Raw genomic sequence first — 17,760 nt, 5'->3', positions numbered from 1 at the left:
GCGTAGCCCCATTCGCGGGATACGTCGGACCGCCGCATCGCCGCTACCACCATGCCCCCTGCTATCTGTGCGACAGCGCATCCACCACAACAAGACACCCATCCCGCCCAATGTGATACCGCTGCAGGTCCTGCGCCAAGGTCAGATGCCCGCTGTAGTGCGCCAGGGCCTCTACTCGTACATCGTCGATGCACGGGCTGCGTCGTGGATCAGCCTGGTAACGCGCACTAAAATGCGTCAGCACCAGGTTGCGCACACCCGCCACCTCGGCGAACCGCGCCACTTGCGCCGCCGTGCTGTGGCCGAAGGTAGCCCCAGTGCGCTCGACGACCGCCTGGGTAAAGGTCGCTTCGTGCACCATCACATCTGCGCCCTTGGCGACCTCCGCCAGCAGCTCGGGGCTGTCGTTGTCACCGCACACGATCACCCGCCGCGCCGGCCGCGATGCGCGCAAATAGTCCTGGCCGTGCAGGGTTCGCCCCTCATGCTCGACCGGCAGCCCTTTGGCCAGGTCGCCCCACAACGGCCCGCGTGGAATGCCTTCGGCATCCAGGCGCTGCACGTCCAGGCGCGGTTCGGGGTTGAGCTCGGTGAACACGAAGCCCACGCTCGGCACCCGGTGCGACAGCTGCACGGTGCTGACCTGCAGCGTCTCGCTACGCCAGTCAGTCAGGCTTTCAACGGCCAGCAGGCGCACCTCGAAAGGCAGGTAAGTGTCGCTGGCGGTCAGGCCCAGTCGCACCCAGTCATGCAGGGCGGCGGGCAGGATGATATCCAGCGGCTGGGTCCGCCCGCTCATTCCGGCGCTGGCCAGCAGGCCGGGCAGGCCGAAGCAGTGGTCGCCGTGCACATGGGTGATGAAGATGCCGCGCAAGTCGCGTATCGACAGCGGCGTCTGCAGCAGCCGATGCTGCGTGCCTTCGCCGCAATCGATCAAGTACCAGTGGCGGCCGCTGGCCTCGATCACGGCCGTGGCACTGACGTTGCGGGCCTTGGTCGGCACGCCGGCACTGGTGCCTAGAAACAGCAGGTCCATGATCAGGCTCCTTTGCTTCAGCCCAGCAGCGACAGGTCACGCAACAACGCTTGCAGGCCCTGGGGCACGAGCGGGCCGATGCGGTCGAAGTCGGCGCTGTCGCACCACCGGGCGCGGAAGGGGCTGCCATTGGACTCCCGCCCCTCCAGCCACGGCTGCTGGTACAGGCTGGTGTCATCGAAGCGTGCATCGAATACCTGCACGATCTCATGCCCTGGCGTACCGGCATAGGTGAACAGGCTCTCCAGCGTGCCAAGCAAGCGAACATCGCTGATCGACTGCCCCAGTTCTTCTTCGATTTCGCGGGCGACGGCTTCGCTGCCCCGTTCACCAAACTCGATGCCACCACCGAGTGGTCGGCACAGCGTCTGTTGCGTCACAGGGTCATCGAACACGTTCACCAGAATTTTCCCCTGATGATGGAACACACACAGGGCCAGCGAGCGAATGCGCGGTTCAAGCAGTGGCTTGAGGAAGCTGCGCTCATAGCTGAGGATAAACCGTTGTTCAGTGGCCAGGGCCACTGCAGCAATGCATTCCGGGTCGGTCTCTGCCTGTTTGCGATACTGCTCGTAGGCCGCCAGGCTGGAAAAGCTGAACAGGCAATAGGCAATGTTGTTGGCGCCTTCGGCGGGCAGGAAGTAGCCATGGTGCTTGCCGCCCATGCTCGTGACCAGGCCCATCCACAGGCGTGAATACGCCTCGAAGGCCGGCAGCTGGTAAGGGTCGACGGTGTATTTGACGTGGCAGGTGATCAACGGCTCGTTCCTTCGAGGGGAGGCGGGGCGCACACCTTAGCCTGATTGCCCCGCGTCGTCGACGGCCAGCCGCGCGGCGCGCTAGCCCTCCTGGCGCCAGATCAACTTGCGGGTGTCGTAGCCTTGCTTGCGGGCAATCGACAGCAGTTGCTCACGCGCCTGGTCGGTGACTACCGGCGTGCGCGAGAGCAGCCACAGGTACTCCCGATTCGGGTGCCCGACCAGGGCCACGCGGTAGTCCTTGTCGTGGTAAAGCACCCAGTACTCACCCTTGGTCAGCCCCGGTGCCAGCCGGCTGAACCAGTTGTCGAACTGCACCCAAAGCTTATCGGTCTTGCCCGGCTGCTGGGCTTCGGCAATGCCTTTGGCTTCATTCCACTGGCCGTCCTGTTCCTTGCAGCGGTTGTTGACGTCGATGCGCCCGTCCTCGCGCAGACCGTAATGCGCTTCGGACTGCACGCAGTTGCGCTGGAAGAACATCGGCAAGCGCGCCAGCTCATACCAGGTGCCCTGATAGCGTTGCAGGTCGACCTGCTGGGTCGTTGGCGGTGCGCGGTGTTCATCGTTGGAGCCGGCGCAGCCGATCAGGGCTAGGGTCATGCAGGAAAGCATCAGTGCCGTGCGCATCGCCATGGCAAACCTCCTTGAAGCGGATGGGGACTTACCTGTGCTTCGATGCGGGCGCGGGGCAAAAGTTGTATTCGATTGCCCCACGCCGCCACCTTTACAACCAGTAGGTCACCGCCCACCAGCCCAGCCCACCCATGACCACGGTATAGGGCAACGCCATCCACACCATGCGCCCATACGAAAGCCGGATCAGCGGCGCAATCGCCGAGGTCAGCAGGAACAGGAACGCCGCTTGCCCATTTGGCGTCGCCACGCTCGGCAGGTTGGTGCCGGTATTGATCGCCACTGCCAGCGTCTCGAAATGCTCGCGGCTCATGCCACCGTTGAGGAAGGCCTGCTTGACCTCGGTAATGTAGATGGTGGCGACGAACACGTTGTCGCTGATCGCCGACAGCACACCGTTGGCCAGGTACAGCATGCCCGGTTGTTGTTCGGCGGGCAGCGCCAGTACCCAGGCAATCAGCGGGCTGAACAACTGCTGTTGATGGATCACCGCGACCACGGCGAAGAACACCACCAGCAGCGCAGTGAACGGCATGGCGTCCTGGAAGGCACGGCCCAGGCGGTGTTCGTCGGTGATGCCGGTGAACGCGGTGATCAGCACGATCACCAGCAGGCCGATCAGGCCGACCTCGGCAATGTGCAGGCCCAGGCAGATGATCAGGATCAGCGCCGCGCAGCCTTGCACCCACAGCGCGGCACGTTGAGCTGCGGTGCGTGCGGCATCGTCCTCGGCAGCGTAGGCGGCCAGCACCTGACGCACCCGCTCGGGCATCAGCGTGCCGTAGCCGAACAGGCGCAGTTTTTCCAGTACGACGCAGGTCAGCAGCCCGGCACCAAGCACCGGCAACGACACAGGCGCGACCTTGAAGAAGAAATCGGCGAAGTGCCAGCCCATCTCATGGCCGATCAGCAGGTTCTGCGGTTCGCCCACCAGCGTGCACACGCCGCCCAGCGCAGTGCCGACCGCACCGTGCATCAACAGGCTGCGCAGGAAGGCGCGGAACTGGTCGAGGTCTTCTCGGTGCAGTTGCGGGATCTGCTGGTCGCTGTCGAGCGCGCTCTCCTCACGCGGGTTGGCGCCAGAGGCCACGCGGTGAAAGACCGCGTAGAAACCTACCGCAGCGCTGATGATCACCGCCGTGACCGTCAGGGCATCGAGAAAGGCCGAAAGGAACGCCGACAGCACGCAAAACAGCAGCGACAGGGCCGCTTTCGAGCGCACACCGAGCAAGATCCGCGAGAACAGGAACAGCAGCAGCTCCTTCATGAAGTGAATGCCGGCGACCATGAACATCAGCAGCAGGATCACCGGGAAGTTGTGCAGCAGCTCTTCGTACAGGGCCTGAGGGGTGGTCATACCGAGCAGCAGGGCTTCGACCAGCAGCAAGCCGCCAGGCATCAGCGGGTAGCACTTGAGCGCCATGCCCAAGGTGAAGATGAATTCGATCACCAGCACCCAGCCCGCCGTGACCGGGCCTGCGGTCAGCAACAACAACGGGTTGAGCACCAGGAACAGGCCGATGACGGCCTTGTACCAGAGCGGTGACTGGCCCAGGAAATTGTGGGCGAGCGCGCCGGCCAGGGAGCGTGACATGAATATGTATCCTTATAATTCGGCGATGGCGCACGGTGCCGGATCGTGCCGCCTTAGGCAAGGTTTGCGGTCCTGCTTTTGGCATAAGTGCGGCACAAGCGCGGCCTGGTGGCTGGGTTAACATCCTGCGTCATCAACCCTTCCTCTGCAGGAGTGCCGCCCGTGAACCAATTGGTCCTCGAACCCGAGACGTACAGCGCCTTCAAGGTCGACCTGACCGATAACATCGCCCACGTCCAGATCAATCGCCCCGAGAAGATCAACGCGATGAACGCCGCCTTCTGGGAGGAAATCATCGACATTTTCCAGTGGGTCGATGACACCGATGCAGTGCGTGCCGTCGTCATCAGCGGCGCGGGTAAGCATTTCTCTGCGGGCATCGACTTGATGATGCTGGCTTCGCTGGCTGGCCAGATGGGCAAGGACGTCGGCCGTAATGCGCGCTTGCTGCGCAGCACCATCCTGCGTCTGCAGGCGTCGTTCAACGCCGTCGACAAATGCCGCAAACCAGTACTGGCGGCGGTTCAGGGCTACTGCATTGGTGGCGCCATCGACCTCATTTCGGCGTGCGACATGCGCTACTGCAGCCAGGATGCGCAGTTTTCGATCAAGGAAATCGACATGGGCATGGCCGCTGATGTCGGCACGCTGCAACGTTTGCCACGTATCATTGGCGACGGCATCATGCGCGAGCTGGCATTCACCGGGCGCAACGTCGAGGCCGATGAGGCACTGCGCATCGGCCTGGTCAACCGGGTCTATGATGATCAGGCCGCGCTGCTTGACGGGGTCTTTGCCATCGCCCGCGAGATTGCCGCAAAATCGCCGATCGCCGTGGCCGGCACCAAGGAAATGCTCAGCTACATGCGTGACCATCGCATTGACGATGGCCTGGAATACATCGCCACCTGGAACGCCGCGATGCTGCAGTCCGAAGACCTGCGCGTGGCCGTGGCGGCGCACATGAGCAAACAGAAACCGACGTTCGCCGACTGACAGTTCGGGGGGCGCGCAGCAAGGAACCCCCGACATGTCAGCACGCTGGACTACCGCAGTACTCGACCCGCAGATCACCGGGGGCTGGGCCGTGGCCCACAGCCCGGAAGGGTTTTTGGTGGACGACAACGGCGCGCTGTTCCCCCGCGAGTGGCTCAAGCGCCAGGACCTGGACGTGCTGTGTGAGCATGGCATTGGCCACTTCGATGGCGAGCCGGTGTTTCTGTTCGAACTGCGCAGTGCCACCGACCTGCCGGGCTGCGGCTGGCGCGGCCTGCGCGCGTTCATGCTTGAAGGCGACTTCGACCTGTACAAGGTGCTGGGTTATGCCGCGCAGATCGGTACCTGGGCCCGCGAGCACCGTTTTTGCGGCAGTTGCGGCCAGGCGATGACGCAAATCCATTGGGAGCGGGCAATGTACTGCCAGGCGTGCGACTTGCGCAGCTACCCGCGCATTTCGCCGAGCATGATCGTGCTGGTCACCCGCGGTGACGAGATCCTGTTGGCGCGTTCGCCGCGCTTCGTCACCGGTGTCTACAGCACCCTGGCGGGCTTTGCCGAACCGGGCGAGTCGGCCGAGGATTGCCTGGTACGCGAAGTGCGTGAAGAGGTGGCGGTCGAGGTGCAGAACATCCGCTACGTCGGCAGCCAGTGCTGGCCGTTCCCGCATTCAATGATGCTGGGGTTCCATGCCGAGTACGCGGGCGGGGAGATCGTCATGCAGCCGGACGAAATTGAGGACGCCCAGTGGTTCAGCGTGCATGACTTGCCGCCGCTACCGGCCGGGCGATCCATCGCCCGCTACCTGATCGATTTATACGTGGCTGAGCGATTAGGCCTGCCCGAACCAGTGCTGCCACGCTAGGCGCACGGTCAGCGCCAGCACCACGGTAATGAACACCGGGCGGATGAACTTGCTGCCGCCGCTGATTGCCGTGCGTGCGCCGAAGAAGGCGCCGACCATTACCGACAGGCCCATGGCCAGGCCGACGACGTAGTCCACCTGCCCTGAAATGATGAACACCGTCAGCGCCGCGATGTTGCTGACGAAGTTCATGCTGCGTGCTACACCGCTGGCGCGCACCAGGTCGATGGGGTAGAGCAGCAGGGTGCTCACGGTCCAGAACGCGCCGGTGCCGGGGCCGGCCACGCCATCGTAGAAGCCCAGGGTGAAGCCTTGGGGGAGCTGCCATTTCTTCTTGATCGGTGCATCGGCATCCAGCGGCGCCTTGGGCGTGCCGCCGAACAGCAGGTAGATGCCGCAAGCGAAGACCACCACCGGGAGCATCTTGTTCAGCCACTCGGCGGGCAGGTAGTGGGCGATCACCGCGCCCAGAGAGGCGCCTACCAGGGTCGCGAACAGTGCCGGGCGCCATTGTGCGGGGTGGAACAGCTTGCGCTTGTAGTAGGTGAAGCCAGCTGTGGCCGAGCCGAAGGTCGAGCTGAGCTTGTTGGTGCCTAGCACCAGGTGTGGCGGCATGCCGGCTGTGAGCAGGGCCGGGGTGGTGAGCAAGCCGCCGCCGCCAGCGATGGCGTCGATGAAGCCGGCGACGAAGGCGACCAGGGCCAGGATGAGTAGGGTGAGGGGTTCTACGGAGAGTTCGAAGGGCATGGGAGGTTTTCAAGCGGGAGGGCAGGGTTGAGACAAGTGATCTGATAAAACGGACATGATATCCCTGGTACCTGTGGCTGTCAGTCTTTGAATTTGCGTCCTTACTCAAGTCCAAACCTAGCTTCTGAGGAACAGAGTGCTCACTGAGGTGGGTGTGCCTATGAATGACGTATCTCTGACCTTGCCGTATGTGGAGGCGTTAAGCCGTCAAGCCTGCGTTCGAACTTGTCGAGCATTGACACTGTCCCTGCATAATGAATTCCTTCTTCAGTCTCCAGATACTTAGAATGGTCAAAATCGTAATTGATGGGGCCGTGCAATGGGCCTTGTTCGTCACCTTTTTGCTTGCGCCACTTTTCTTCGGCTGCCGTTTGGTAGTCGTTACGCATTGTCTCAAGCTTCGTTTTTTTGTAGATCGCTTTGAGGGTGCCAATGGTTACGTTATCAGCATCAACGAGAGCGGAATACTTTTCGAGCTCAGGATGCTCTGCGATTGCATCTCTGGCTTTATCGATATAGTGGATTCTCGGTTTCGAAAACGTAGCCTTGACCGTTTTCCATTTTTGTTGGATACGACTAAACATATGCCCCGAAGGATCGTGGCGATTCACTGGGTCACCCAAACAATAGGCATAGGCGTTGTGTGTGCGTGTCGTAAACGGACTCAGACTATCTGCTGATAAAAATCGCGATAGCCTTGGATTATAAACGCGATAGCCGTTACCCAGCAGATAGCAGTTTGTAGCGTCATCGTAGCGCTGCCCGGCGAATCCCATAAGAGAGGCAGTGCCGTGGCGGGTCTTGCTGTGTCCGTATGCTGTATACGCGAGCGCGTGAGTGCTGTCGCGATGGGAGTTGTTCAATACCGAAGATTGTAAATCCACGGCCAATAATGAAATCCTGGCCGAGCGTCCTTCTGAGCGCTGCTCTGCCAATAGCGTGTTTGAAACTGAAAACACCGTCACTGCATGATCACTGGCAATTTGCGAAGCCAGTTGTCCATTCTTGTAGAATAAATGCTGCTTTCTGTTCTGAGACATGGTCAGCCTGCGGCACGGAGCGTAATTAACTGAAGCTACCCTCAGGCAAAGTGGGCTGGCGCGCAACTGGTAGAATTGCCAGTTGCATACAGGCGCAAGATAAGTGTGGCGACAGTGTTAGCGCCTTCGCGGGCAAGCCCGCTCCCACATCAGACCTGTGGAGGGCCTGTGGGAGCGGGCTTGCCCGCGAAAGGGCCGGTACAGGTGATCACATCAACTACGGATAAACGCCAGCAAATCTGCATTGATCACATCGGCATGGGTAGTCGGCATACCATGCGGATACCCTTTGTAGGTTTTCAGCGTGCCGTTAGGCAGCAGCTTGGCCGACAACGGGCCTGAGTTCTCGTAAGGCACGATCTGGTCATCGTCACCGTGCATCACCAGCACCGGCTGACGGATGCCTTTGAGGTCTTCGGTGAAATCAGTCTGGGAAAACGCCACGATGCCGTCGTAATGCGCCTTGGCACTGCCGATCATGCCCTGGCGCCACCAGTTGCCGATGATGCCTTCCGAGGCTTGCACACCCGGCCGGTTGTAGCCATAGAACGGCCCGGCCGGTACATCGCGATAGAACTGCGCGCGATTGCTGGCGACCTGGGCCTGGAAGCCGTCGAACACCGACTTGGGCAGGCCGCCGGGATTGGCGGGAGTCTGTACCATCAGCGGTGGCACGGCGGCGATCAGCACGGCCTTGGCCACTGGGTCGGCGGGATGCCGAGCCATGTAGCGCACGACTTCACCGCCACCGGTGGAGTGGCCCACATGCACCGCGCCCTGGGTGCCGAGGTGTGCGACCACGGCTGCCACATCGTCGGCATAGTGGTCCATGTCATGGCCATCCCACACCTGGCTGGAGCGCCCGTGGCCTCGGCGGTCGTGGGCAACCACGCGAAAACCTTTGCCCAGGAAGAACAGCATCTGCGCGTCCCAGTCGTCGGCACTCAGCGGCCAGCCGTGGTGGAAGTGGATGACCGGCGCATCGCGCGGGCCCCAGTCCTTGTAGAAGATCTGAACGCCATCCTTCGTGGTTACGTAGCTCATGGTCGCGTCTCCTCTGTGCAGGGGGATTGCCAAGTGAGCTATTGAGAATAGGAGAGATTTCTGTGTTGTCAGTACTGGCCTCTTCGCGGGGCAAGCCCGCTCCCACAGGTCTACTGCCGTCTCTAACCTGGTAGTAAACCTGTGGGAGCGGGCTTGCCCCGCGAAAGGGCTGGCACTGGCAATCAAGCCATTACAGGAACCAGCGGTACTCCCTGGCGCTGACCGCGCTGAGCATGTCCTTGGGGAAGTCGATGCCGCTACCACGGTCTTCGTTCAAGGGTGCGATTGGCGTCTTCAGGCATGGTCGCGCATCCTGTACCACGCCTTGGCGGCGGCTTCCAGGGGGGCCGCCAGCAGGTCACCGCCAGGGAAGCGGCCGTTGTCGATGCCTTGGTACAGCGTCAGCAGGTCGTCGTTGCCGAGGATCGCATCGCTGACAGCCCGTGCTGCGGCCAGCGTCGGCAGCACGCCATGGCCGGAAAAACCCTGCAGCCAATAGCGCTGCCCTTCGCGCCCGACGTCTGGGGTGCGCTGCATACTGCAGTCGATATGGCCGCCCCAGGCATAGTCGATGGCCACCCCAGCCAGTTGCGGGAACACCCGTTCGAGGTAGGGGCGGGTGGCACCGGCCACATCCTTGGGGATGCCGCCCAGGTAGGTGCAGCCGCCGCCGAACAGCAGGCGGTTGTCGGGGGTAAGGCGGAAATAGTCGGGCACGAACTGGTTGTCGATCGCGCAGCTGTTGCGTGGCAGCAACGATTTGGCGAAGTCGGCTTCCAGTGGCGCGGTGGCGACCTGATAGGAACCGACGGGCAGCAAGCGGCGCGACAGGGCCGGGTCGAGGCGGTCGATGTAGGCATTGCAGGCCAGTACCAGGATTTGGCTGCGCACCTCGCCCTGTTCGGTACGGGTTACATAACCGTCGCCGGTCTGCTGGTAGCTGAGCACTTTGCTTTGCTCGAAAATGTGGCCGCCGGCTGCCTCGATGGTACTGGCCAGGCCCTGGGCCAACTTGAGTGGGTTGAGGTGGGCGCCTTTGGCGTCATACAGCGCGGCTTGGTAGCGCGGGCTGTCGATCCACTGGGGCAGCTCATCGCGACCGATCAGGCGCAGGGCGTCATAGCCCCACTTTGCCTCGGCATCGTGCAGGGCTTCTTCAAGCATCTTCACGCGGCGCGGGAGTACGGCTGTCCACAGGCTGCCAAGCCGATAGTCGATATCGAAGCCATGACGTTGCGGCAGTTCACGCATTTCGTCGGCGGCCCAGCACATGCTGTCCCACAAGCGCCGGGTGCGTTCAACGCCAAGTGCCTTTTCCAGCGGCGGCATGTCGCACGACCAGCCCAGCAATGCCTGGCCGCCGTTACGCCCGGACGCAGCCCACGCCACTCGGCTGGCTTCCAGCAGCGTTACACGCACGCCGGCCATGGTCAGGCGCAGAGCGGTATGCAGGCCACTGAAACCTGCGCCGACGATGAGCACGTCGGTGTCGTGGTGGCCTTGCAGGGTAGGGCGCAGGGGGATGCGGGTGGGGTAGGTCTGGGCGTAGTAGGTGGCGATGTGTTGCGCGGATTGCTTGAACATGCCGATGCCTCATGAAAATTATTGTGATTATTTTCATGAAAATTTAGCATGTAAATTTCACGACGCCAATTTGTTGGTCGGGTTTTATGATTTACCTGTGTTTTGGTGCTGCCTGTGCTGGCCTTTTCGCGGGCAAGCCCGCTCCCCCAGATACAGCACAGGCTTCAGGTGCGTGTAGGGCCTGTGGGAGCGGGCTTGCCCGCGAATAGGCCCTGCAATGGTTTCAGGTCGCAGCCTTTTTCCGAGGTTGCCTTGGCTTGCCTGTGGTCGCTTTGCTTCCAGTGGTTTTACTCTTCCCGCTGGCTCGGCGCTTCTTCTTCCAAGGTGGCGCTGCCCCTGCCGCCGGCCCGGTAATGGTCATGCGCATGCCGCTGCAGCGCTCGACCAGCTTGCCCATCCAGGCCGACTGCCGGGCGACGAACTCTTCCAGGCTCATTTCACCGCTTTGCACCATGTCCAGTGCCTGCTCCCAGATGGCCGTGGTACCGGGGTCGGCGATGGCGCGTGGCACGGCGTCGATCAGGCTGAAGGCCGCGGGCGTGGCGGACAAGGCCTTGCCGTTTTTTACCAGATAGCCGCGGTCGAGCAGGCCCTGGATGATGCTGGCTCGGGTCGCCTCGGTGCCGATGCCGGTGGTTTCCTTGAGCTTCTGTTTCAGCCGCGGGTCATCTACCAGCTTGGCGACGTTCTTCATCGCCTTGATCAGGTCACCTTCGGTGAATGGCTTGGGCGGCTGGGTCCACAGGTCCTTGAGGTGCAGGCCCTGCACGTTGCAGTCCTGGCCTTCGCGCAGGGCTGGCAGAACTTGGGCTGGCGGCGCCTCGCGGCCTTTGGCCGGGGTTAGCGCCTCGGGCAAGGCACGGCGCCAGCCAGGCTCGACGATCTGCTTGCCCACCGCGCGCAGGGCGTGGCCCGCACACTGGAAATCGGCTTGGGTGCGGTCGTACTCGTGGTTGGGCAGGAACTGCGCCAGGTAGCGGGCACGGATCAGGGTGTAGACCGCCTTGTACTTGGCGGGCAGGCGCGCGGGGTCGCTGGCGGCAGCGGTGGGGATGATGCCATGGTGGGCACTGACCTTGGCGTCGTTCCAGGCGCGGGAGCGCCGCTGTGGCTCCAGGTGCGCCTGCAGCGGCGCGAGGCTTGCATCGGCACGCTGCAGGGCGGCGAGGATGGCGGGGGCCTCGGCATGCTGGCTCAGCGGCAGGTAGCCGCAGTCGCTGCGCGGGTAGGTGATCAGCTTGTGGGTTTCGTACAAGGCCTGGGCGATATCGAGGGTTTCCTGGGCGCCGAAGCCGAACTTCTTCGAGCACAGCTCCTGCAGGGTACCCAGGTCGAAGGGCAGCGGGGCGGCTTCGCGCACGCGTTCGGTCGCTACCTTGGCCACTCGGGCAGTGCCTGCATTGCCCATGTCGGCGGCAGCCTGTTGCGCCAGTGCCTGGTTCAGGCATCGACCCTGGTCGTCACAGGCATCTTCCGGGGCCCGCCACTGAGCATTGAAACCTTGGCCTGCATGTTCGAGTTGCACGTCGATGGCCCAGAACGGCACCGGCACGAAGTCAGCGATGCTGCGATCACGGTCCACCACCAGTCGCAGGGTCGGGGTCTGCACCCGGCCTACGGGTAGCACCCCTTGGTAACCGGACTGACGGCCGAGCAAGGTGAACAGCCGGCTCATGTTCATGCCGATCAGCCAGTCGGCGCGGGAGCGGCCCAGCGCCGAGTGATAAAGGCTGAAGGTTTCCTGGCCGGGCAGCAGGCGCGCCAGGGCTTTACGGATGGAAGCGTCGTCGAGGGCCGACAGCCACAGGCGCTGGATCGGCCCGCGGTAGCGGCAGTGTTCGACCAGCTCGCGGGCGATCATTTCGCCTTCGCGGTCGGCATCGGTGGCAATCACCAGCTCGCGAGCTTCACCGAGCAAGCGCTTGACGGCCTTGAACTGGCTGGCAGTCTTGGGCTTGACCAGCATCTTCCACTTTTCGGGAATGATCGGCAGGTCGGCGAGGTTCCAGCGCTTGTAGCGTTCGTCGTAACTGTCCGGCGGGGCGGTTTCGAGCAGGTGGCCGATGCACCAGGTCACGCAGACATCGGTGCCTTGCCAGCAGCCGTCGGCCTTGCGCGTGGCGCCGAGCACTTTGGCGATGTCTTTTGCCTGGGAGGGTTTTTCGCAGAGGAACAGGCGCATGGCCGAGCACGCTTCATCGGGGGTGATGGGCACTAGGATGCGCAAGCAGGGGCGCGGAGGCAAGTTTTATCTGGATGGATGTACAGGTTTTTGTCAGTGGAGATGTATTGTCTTTGCTGGCCTCTTCGCGGGGCAAGCCCGCTCCCACAAGTCCTCCACTGCATTCAAGATCAGTGAAAGACTTGCGGGCTTGCCCCGCGAAGGGGTCAGTGAAACCACGGCTTATGGATCAGGCGATTTCGCGAGAGTCGCGCACCATGTCCACATGCGGGATGCCGGCTTCAAGGAACTCTTCGCTGACCACACGAAAGCCCAGGCGTTCGTAGAACGGCGTGGCGTGCACCTGGGCGCTGAGCGTTTGCTGCTTCAGGTCACGATGCTGAGCTTCGACGATGACCGCATTCATCAGCGCGTCGCCCACCTTCAGCCCGCGCCAGTCCTTGAGCACCGAGACCCGGCCGATGGTGCCGTCGGGCAGCAGGCGGGCAGTACCGATCGGGTAGTCGCCCTCAAGGGCCAGGAAGTGCACTGCGCTTGGATCATCCGAATCCCACTCGAGCTCCGGCGGAACGTGCTGTTCGGCAATGAACACCGCCTCACGGATACGGCGGATGTCGGCGTTGTCCTTATGCCAGTCGGCGAGGCGCACACGAATTTTATTCATTGGCGAATCCCAGGCTTCCTTGTTTGATCAACTGCTGTACCAGCATAAGGCCATCTTCATCCTCCAGCCACTCTGCAAGGTTTTCGATGTGTAACGCATCTGCGGCACAGACCAGCTTCAGCAGTTCACGCAGTTTGGCGGGCAACGGGCAGCTGCGGCCGCTGGCAAACAGCATCAGGTCGTCGTTGAGCTCGGACCAGGCCATGCGCGCGCTTGGGTTGCGGATCAGGATGGCGCCATCTTCCAGGGCTTCGATCAGCTCCTTCTCGCTCAGCTCTTCACCTGCGACCTGCTCTGGGTAGCGCGGCTCGGTCATGAACTGGCCGAACCAGGTCAGCAGCAGGTCTTTGTCACCCATGTGCTTGTCGAGCAGGCCTTTGAGGCGGTCGAGGGCATCGTGCTGGATCTGGTGCGGGTCGCTGACCGGCTGGGCGTCGGCATCGCTGTAGCGCTCTTCGTCCGGTAGGAACTGGCTGAGGAAGTCGGTGAAGTGGGTCAGCACTTCGGCGGCGCTTGGTGCACGGAAGCCGACCGAGTAAGTCAGGCAGTCATCCACGGCCACGCCGTAGTGCGCCAGGCGGGGTGGCAGGTACAGCATGTCGCCCGGCTCCAGGGTCCACTCATCGCTCTGCTCGAATTCAGCCAGAATGCGCAGGTCTGCGTGCTCCAGCAGCGGGCTCTCGCTGCTGCACATCTGGCCGATTTTCCAGTTACGCTGACCGTGGCCTTGCAGCAGGAACACGTCATAGTTGTCGAAGTGCGGGCCGACGCTGCCACCTGGGGCGGCGAAGCTGATCATCACATCGTCGATGCGCCAGCTGGGCAGGAAGCGGAAGTTCTCCAAAAGCTCGGCCACTTCCGGGACAAACTGGTCCACGGCCTGCACCAGCAGGGTCCAGTCCTTTTCCGGCAGTTCAGCGAAGGTGTCTTCGTTGAACGGGCCGCGGCGCAGCTCCCACGGGTGTGCGCCGTGCTCCAGCACGATACGCGACTCGACTTCTTCTTCCAGCGCTAGGCCGGCCAGTTCGTCGGGTTCGATCGGGCTGATGAAGTCGGGGAAGGCCTGGCGTACCAGCAGGGGCTTCTTCTGCCAGTAGTCGCGCATGAATTCGCGGGCCGAGATGCCGCCCAGCAGCTGCAGTGGAGTATCAGGATTCATGTTCAACCTATTGAAAAAACGTAATTTTCGTCCGGGAATAAAAACGCCCGGCTAAGCCGGGCGTTGAACGCGACGGTCAGCTTAGATGCGTTTGGCCTGCGCTGCCGCGTTACCGATGTAGGTGGCAGGGGTCAGTTGCTTGAGCTCGGCCTTGGCGTCGGCTGGCATATCCAGGCCGTCGATGAAGGTCAGCAGCGCTTCAGGGGTAATGCCCTTGCCACGGGTCAGCTCTTTGAGCTTCTCGTAGGGGTTCTCGATGTTGAAGCGGCGCATGACCGTCTGGATCGGCTCGGCCAGCACTTCCCAGCAGGCGTCCAGGTCGGCGGCGATGCGTGCGGTGTTGACTTCCAGCTTGCCGATGCCCTTGAGGCTGGCTTCGTAGGCGATGACGCTGTGAGCGAAGCCCACGCCCAGGTTGCGCAGCACGGTGGAGTCGGTCAGGTCGCGCTGCCAGCGCGAGATCGGCAGCTTGCTGGCCAGGTGCTGGAACAGCGCGTTGGCGATACCCAGGTTGCCTTCGGAGTTTTCGAAGTCGATCGGGTTGACCTTGTGCGGCATGGTCGACGAGCCGATTTCACCGGCGACGGTCTTCTGCTTGAAGTAACCCAGGGAGATGTAGCCCCACACATCGCGGTCGAAATCGATGAGGATGGTGTTGAAGCGGGCGATCGCGTCGAACAGCTCGGCGATGTAGTCGTGCGGCTCGATCTGCGTGGTGTACGGGTTGAACTGCAGGCCCAGCTCGTCTTCGATGAAGGCGCGGGCGTTGGCTTCCCAGTCGATCTGCGAGTAGGCCGACAGGTGGGCGTTGTAGTTGCCTACGGCGCCGTTGATCTTGCCCAGCAGCGGCACGGCGGCTACCTGGGCGATCTGGCGCTCCAGGCGGTACACGACGTTGGCCAGCTCTTTGCCCAGGGTGGTCGGCGAAGCCGGCTGACCGTGGGTGCGCGACAGCATCGGCACGTCGGCCAGGGCGTGGGCCTGGGCGCGGATGGCGTCGGCGATCTGGCGCATCAGCGGCAGCAGCACGTCGTCACGGCCGGCGCGCAGCATCAGGGCGTGGGACAGGTTGTTGATGTCCTCGCTGGTGCAGGCGAAATGGATGAACTCGCTGACCTTGGCCAGTTCAGGCAACTGGGCGGCCTGCTCTTTGAGCAGGTACTCGATGGCCTTGACGTCGTGGTTGGTGGTGCGCTCGATTTCCTTGACGCGTTCGGCGTGCTCGAGCTTGAAGTCGGTGGCCAGGGTGTCCAGCAGGGCGTTGGCTTCGGCGGAGAACGCCGGCACTTCGCTGATCTGCGGGTGGGCGGCCAGGCGCTGCAACCAGCGCACTTCGACCAGGGCGCGGAAACGGATCAGGCCGTATTCGCTGAAAATGGGGCGCAAGGCCTGGGTTTTGCCGGCATAACGGCCGTCTACAGGGGAAACCGCAGTGAGCGAGGAAAGCTGCATGGGGTGTTCTCGGACAGTCAGGCTTTTGGAAGGGCGCATATCATACATGAAAAATGCGCCCGGGTCGGGTGGCTGACCAAAGGTCGGGCCTATTTGATGCTGGTGGCAAACCCTGTGGGAGCGGGCTTGCCCGCGAACACCGGCGAAGCCGGTGCCATCCACCGAGTCGCCTGCTTCGCGGGCAAGCCCGCTCCCACAAGGATCAGCGCAGCCCCTCAGCTGGCGCTGCGCATCATGTCGTACAGTTCGTTGAGCAGCTTGCGACGGCTGAACACCAACTGCCAGCGATGGCCGCCAAGCTGGCGCCACAGGCGCGCGGCACGGATGCCGGCCAGCAGCAGGGCGCGGATTTTCGAGGCGTTGCTAGCCTGCTGCAGGAAACGCATGTCGCCGTGCACCTGGATACGCTGGCGCAAGGTACTCAGGGTGTCCTGGTACAAGGCTCCACTGGAAGCGATGACGTTTTCATGAACCAGGCCGAAATGGTCAGCTTGCGACTGGATTTGCGGCAAGCGGTTGCCGATGGTATCGAGCAGGTCGCCGCGCTTGGCCAGTTGGCGTTCCAGGCCCAGCATCGACAGGGCATAGCGCAGCGGTTCACGCTGCAGGCTGCTGGGGTCGCGCTCCAGTGCGCCGACCAGTGCACGGTAACCGTCGCGCAGGTTGAGGTCGTCACCGCCGAACACCTCCAGGGTGTCCTTGGGGTCGCGCACCAGCAGGCTGCCCAGCATGCAGCCGATGTTGGCCTCGCTGGCCTGGCCGGTGCGGGCGATGCGGTCGACCAGCACGGCGGCCTGGAACACGCCGCCCAGGGCAATCAATTGCTCCTGCAGGTTGCTCATGCGCGCGGGCTCCAGGGCTCTGCGGCCTCGATCACGCCGCCGCCCAGGCACACCTCACCGTCATAGAACACCACCGACTGGCCTGGGGTGACAGCGCGTTGCGGTTCGTCGAACACGGCACGGTAACCGCTCTCGGTCAGCTCCAGGGTGCAGAGCTGGTCGCTCTGACGGTAGCGCACCTTGGCTGTGAGCTTGCGCGGGCTGCTGAGGTCGATCGGGTTGACCCAGTAGATGTCCGAGGCGAGCAGGGCGCGGGAGAACAGCCAAGGGTGTTCATTGCCCTGGCCGACCACTAGCACATTGCGGGCCAAGTCCTTGTGCAGCACGTACCACGGCTCGTCGCCGGCGTCCTTCAGGCCGCCAATCCCTAAGCCCTGGCGCTGGCCGATGGTGTGGTACATCAGGCCATGGTGACGGCCGATCACTTCGCCGTCGGTGGTCTGAATTTCACCGGGCTGAGCCGGCAGGTACTGCTTGAGGAAGTCGCTGAAACGGCGTTCGCCGATGAAGCAGATACCCGTGGAATCCTTTTTCTTGGCCGTGGCCAGGCCATGCTTTTCGGCAATGGCGCGCACTTCGGGTTTTTCCAGCTCGCCGACCGGGAACAGGGTGCGGGCGATTTCCTTGCCGCCGACGGCATGCAGGAAGTAGCTCTGGTCCTTGTTCGGGTCCAGGCCCTTGAGCAGTTCGGTGAGTTCGCCGGTGTCGCGACGGCGCACGTAATGGCCGGTGGCGATCAGGTCGGCACCCAGCGACAGGGCGTAGTCGAGGAACGCCTTGAACTTGATTTCGCGGTTGCAGAGGATGTCCGGGTTGGGCGTGCGGCCGGCCTTGTATTCTTCGAGGAAGTGCTCGAACACATGGTCCCAGTACTCGGCGGCGAAGTTGGCGGTGTGCAGCTTGATGCCGATGCGATCGCACACGGCCTGGGCGTCGGCCAGGTCTTCGCGGGCGGTGCAGTATTCGGTGCCGTCGTCCTCTTCCCAGTTTTTCATGAACAGCCCTTCCACCTGGTACCCCTGCTCCATGAGCAGAAGGGCGGAGACGGAAGAGTCCACGCCGCCGGACATGCCGACGATGACGCGGGTCTTGGCGGGGTCTTTGAGTGCTGGGCTGGTCATGGCTACCGATGTGTATCAGAGGGGAAAAACGCCGATTCTATCA

Annotated in this window: 16 protein-coding genes and 1 pseudogene; 2 read left to right on the top strand and 15 right to left on the bottom strand. The window is 62.7% G+C overall.

Annotation, left to right across the window (positions count from 1 at the left end):
• Positions 1 to 61: 61 nt before the first annotated feature.
• The 5 genes and pseudogenes from OGV19_RS14335 to nhaB form a co-directional block, all read right to left on the bottom strand.
• Positions 62 to 1,036 carry an MBL fold metallo-hydrolase gene (locus OGV19_RS14335; RefSeq protein WP_264309379.1) on the bottom strand — a complete coding sequence of 325 codons (975 nt, stop codon included), beginning with the start codon at positions 1,034 to 1,036 and terminating at the stop codon, positions 62 to 64.
• 17 nt (positions 1,037 to 1,053) lie between these two features.
• A complete protein-coding gene (locus tag OGV19_RS27825) occupies positions 1,054 to 1,500 on the bottom strand; it encodes an NUDIX hydrolase (RefSeq protein ID WP_413470135.1) in 447 nt (148 codons plus the stop codon).
• Positions 1,495 to 1,794, bottom strand: a pseudogene (locus OGV19_RS27820) (NIPSNAP family protein); the annotation flags it as partial. The pseudogene OGV19_RS27820 and the gene OGV19_RS27825, both read right to left, overlap by 6 nt.
• 81 nt (positions 1,795 to 1,875) lie before the next feature.
• Positions 1,876 to 2,427: a lipocalin family protein gene (locus OGV19_RS14325; protein ID WP_264309377.1), complete on the bottom strand. Its 552-nt coding sequence runs from the start codon at positions 2,425 to 2,427 to the stop codon at positions 1,876 to 1,878.
• Between the two features lie 91 nt (positions 2,428 to 2,518).
• The gene (gene nhaB, locus OGV19_RS14320; protein WP_264309376.1) at positions 2,519 to 4,021 is read right to left on the bottom strand and encodes a sodium/proton antiporter NhaB; all 1,503 of its coding nucleotides are present in this window, start codon (positions 4,019 to 4,021) and stop codon (positions 2,519 to 2,521) included.
• Between the two features lie 171 nt (positions 4,022 to 4,192).
• Between nhaB and OGV19_RS14315 the strand changes: the two genes are divergently transcribed.
• Together OGV19_RS14315 and nudC are read left to right on the top strand one after the other, a co-directional pair.
• Positions 4,193 to 5,017 (top strand): crotonase/enoyl-CoA hydratase family protein, encoded by an 825-nt coding sequence (locus OGV19_RS14315; protein ID WP_264313945.1) that lies wholly within the window; start codon positions 4,193 to 4,195, stop codon positions 5,015 to 5,017.
• A gap of 34 nt (positions 5,018 to 5,051) precedes the next feature.
• Positions 5,052 to 5,882, top strand: coding sequence for an NAD(+) diphosphatase (gene nudC, locus OGV19_RS14310; protein ID WP_264309375.1), 831 nt, complete (start codon positions 5,052 to 5,054; stop codon positions 5,880 to 5,882).
• On the opposite strand, the gene OGV19_RS14305 is transcribed toward nudC, so the two are convergent.
• The 10 genes from OGV19_RS14305 to mnmA form a co-directional block, all read right to left on the bottom strand.
• Entirely contained in the window at positions 5,850 to 6,629 is a 780-nt protein-coding gene (locus OGV19_RS14305; protein ID WP_264309374.1) for a TSUP family transporter, read from the bottom strand. The genes nudC and OGV19_RS14305 overlap by 33 nt on opposite strands.
• Positions 6,630 to 6,787: 158 nt before the next feature.
• On the bottom strand, positions 6,788 to 7,669 hold the full coding sequence (locus tag OGV19_RS14300; RefSeq protein ID WP_264309373.1) for an RHS repeat-associated core domain-containing protein: 882 nt from the start codon (positions 7,667 to 7,669) through the stop codon (positions 6,788 to 6,790).
• Between the two features lie 213 nt (positions 7,670 to 7,882).
• On the bottom strand, positions 7,883 to 8,713 hold the full coding sequence (locus OGV19_RS14295; protein ID WP_264309372.1) for an alpha/beta fold hydrolase: 831 nt from the start codon (positions 8,711 to 8,713) through the stop codon (positions 7,883 to 7,885).
• Between the two features lie 294 nt (positions 8,714 to 9,007).
• Positions 9,008 to 10,297: an NAD(P)/FAD-dependent oxidoreductase gene (locus OGV19_RS14290; RefSeq protein WP_264309371.1), complete on the bottom strand. Its 1,290-nt coding sequence runs from the start codon at positions 10,295 to 10,297 to the stop codon at positions 9,008 to 9,010.
• Positions 10,298 to 10,520: 223 nt separating this feature from the next.
• The gene (locus tag OGV19_RS14285; RefSeq protein WP_264313944.1) at positions 10,521 to 12,479 is read right to left on the bottom strand and encodes a DNA topoisomerase III; all 1,959 of its coding nucleotides are present in this window, start codon (positions 12,477 to 12,479) and stop codon (positions 10,521 to 10,523) included.
• A 229-nt stretch (positions 12,480 to 12,708) separates the two neighbouring features.
• Positions 12,709 to 13,143 (bottom strand): GNAT family N-acetyltransferase, encoded by a 435-nt coding sequence (locus tag OGV19_RS14280; RefSeq protein WP_264309370.1) that lies wholly within the window; start codon positions 13,141 to 13,143, stop codon positions 12,709 to 12,711.
• A complete protein-coding gene (locus tag OGV19_RS14275; protein WP_264309369.1) occupies positions 13,136 to 14,302 on the bottom strand; it encodes a ribosomal protein uL16 3-hydroxylase in 1,167 nt (388 codons plus the stop codon). The genes OGV19_RS14280 and OGV19_RS14275 overlap by 8 nt, the downstream gene beginning before the upstream one ends.
• 81 nt (positions 14,303 to 14,383) lie before the next feature.
• Entirely contained in the window at positions 14,384 to 15,754 is a 1,371-nt protein-coding gene (purB, locus tag OGV19_RS14270; RefSeq protein WP_264309368.1) for an adenylosuccinate lyase, read from the bottom strand.
• 215 nt (positions 15,755 to 15,969) lie between these two features.
• Complete coding sequence (gene hflD / locus OGV19_RS14265) at positions 15,970 to 16,596, bottom strand: high frequency lysogenization protein HflD (protein ID WP_264309367.1); 627 nt, start codon at positions 16,594 to 16,596, stop codon at positions 15,970 to 15,972.
• A complete protein-coding gene (gene mnmA / locus OGV19_RS14260; RefSeq protein ID WP_264309366.1) occupies positions 16,593 to 17,717 on the bottom strand; it encodes a tRNA 2-thiouridine(34) synthase MnmA in 1,125 nt (374 codons plus the stop codon). Before mnmA ends, hflD begins: the two co-directional genes overlap by 4 nt.
• Positions 17,718 to 17,760 lie beyond the last annotated feature (43 nt).

The organism is Pseudomonas putida (assembly GCF_025905425.1).
In the GTDB taxonomy this organism is placed as follows: Bacteria; Pseudomonadota; Gammaproteobacteria; order Pseudomonadales; family Pseudomonadaceae; genus Aquipseudomonas; species Aquipseudomonas putida_AF.
Note: the sequence above shows the minus strand (reverse complement) of the source record. Positions and strands in the feature narration are given on the sequence as shown.

Bases quoted from the DNA above. Each gene is read 5' to 3' on its own strand.
- OGV19_RS14335 (WP_264309379.1), bottom strand. From the start codon at position 1,036: ATGGACCTGCTGTTTCTAGGCACCAGTGCCGGCGTGCCGACCAAGGCC.
- OGV19_RS14325 (WP_264309377.1), bottom strand. From the start codon at position 2,427: ATGGCGATGCGCACGGCACTGATGCTTTCCTGCATGACCCTAGCCCTG.
- nhaB (WP_264309376.1), bottom strand. From the start codon at position 4,021: ATGTCACGCTCCCTGGCCGGCGCGCTCGCCCACAATTTCCTGGGCCAG.
- nudC (WP_264309375.1), top strand. From the start codon at position 5,052: ATGTCAGCACGCTGGACTACCGCAGTACTCGACCCGCAGATCACCGGG.
- OGV19_RS14305 (WP_264309374.1), bottom strand. From the start codon at position 6,629: ATGCCCTTCGAACTCTCCGTAGAACCCCTCACCCTACTCATCCTGGCC.
- OGV19_RS14300 (WP_264309373.1), bottom strand. From the start codon at position 7,669: ATGTCTCAGAACAGAAAGCAGCATTTATTCTACAAGAATGGACAACTG.
- OGV19_RS14295 (WP_264309372.1), bottom strand. From the start codon at position 8,713: ATGAGCTACGTAACCACGAAGGATGGCGTTCAGATCTTCTACAAGGAC.
- OGV19_RS14290 (WP_264309371.1), bottom strand. From the start codon at position 10,297: ATGTTCAAGCAATCCGCGCAACACATCGCCACCTACTACGCCCAGACC.
- OGV19_RS14285 (WP_264313944.1), bottom strand. From the start codon at position 12,479: ATGCGCCTGTTCCTCTGCGAAAAACCCTCCCAGGCAAAAGACATCGCC.
- OGV19_RS14280 (WP_264309370.1), bottom strand. From the start codon at position 13,143: ATGAATAAAATTCGTGTGCGCCTCGCCGACTGGCATAAGGACAACGCC.
- OGV19_RS14275 (WP_264309369.1), bottom strand. From the start codon at position 14,302: ATGAATCCTGATACTCCACTGCAGCTGCTGGGCGGCATCTCGGCCCGC.
- purB (WP_264309368.1), bottom strand. From the start codon at position 15,754: ATGCAGCTTTCCTCGCTCACTGCGGTTTCCCCTGTAGACGGCCGTTAT.
- hflD (WP_264309367.1), bottom strand. From the start codon at position 16,596: ATGAGCAACCTGCAGGAGCAATTGATTGCCCTGGGCGGCGTGTTCCAG.
- mnmA (WP_264309366.1), bottom strand. From the start codon at position 17,717: ATGACCAGCCCAGCACTCAAAGACCCCGCCAAGACCCGCGTCATCGTC.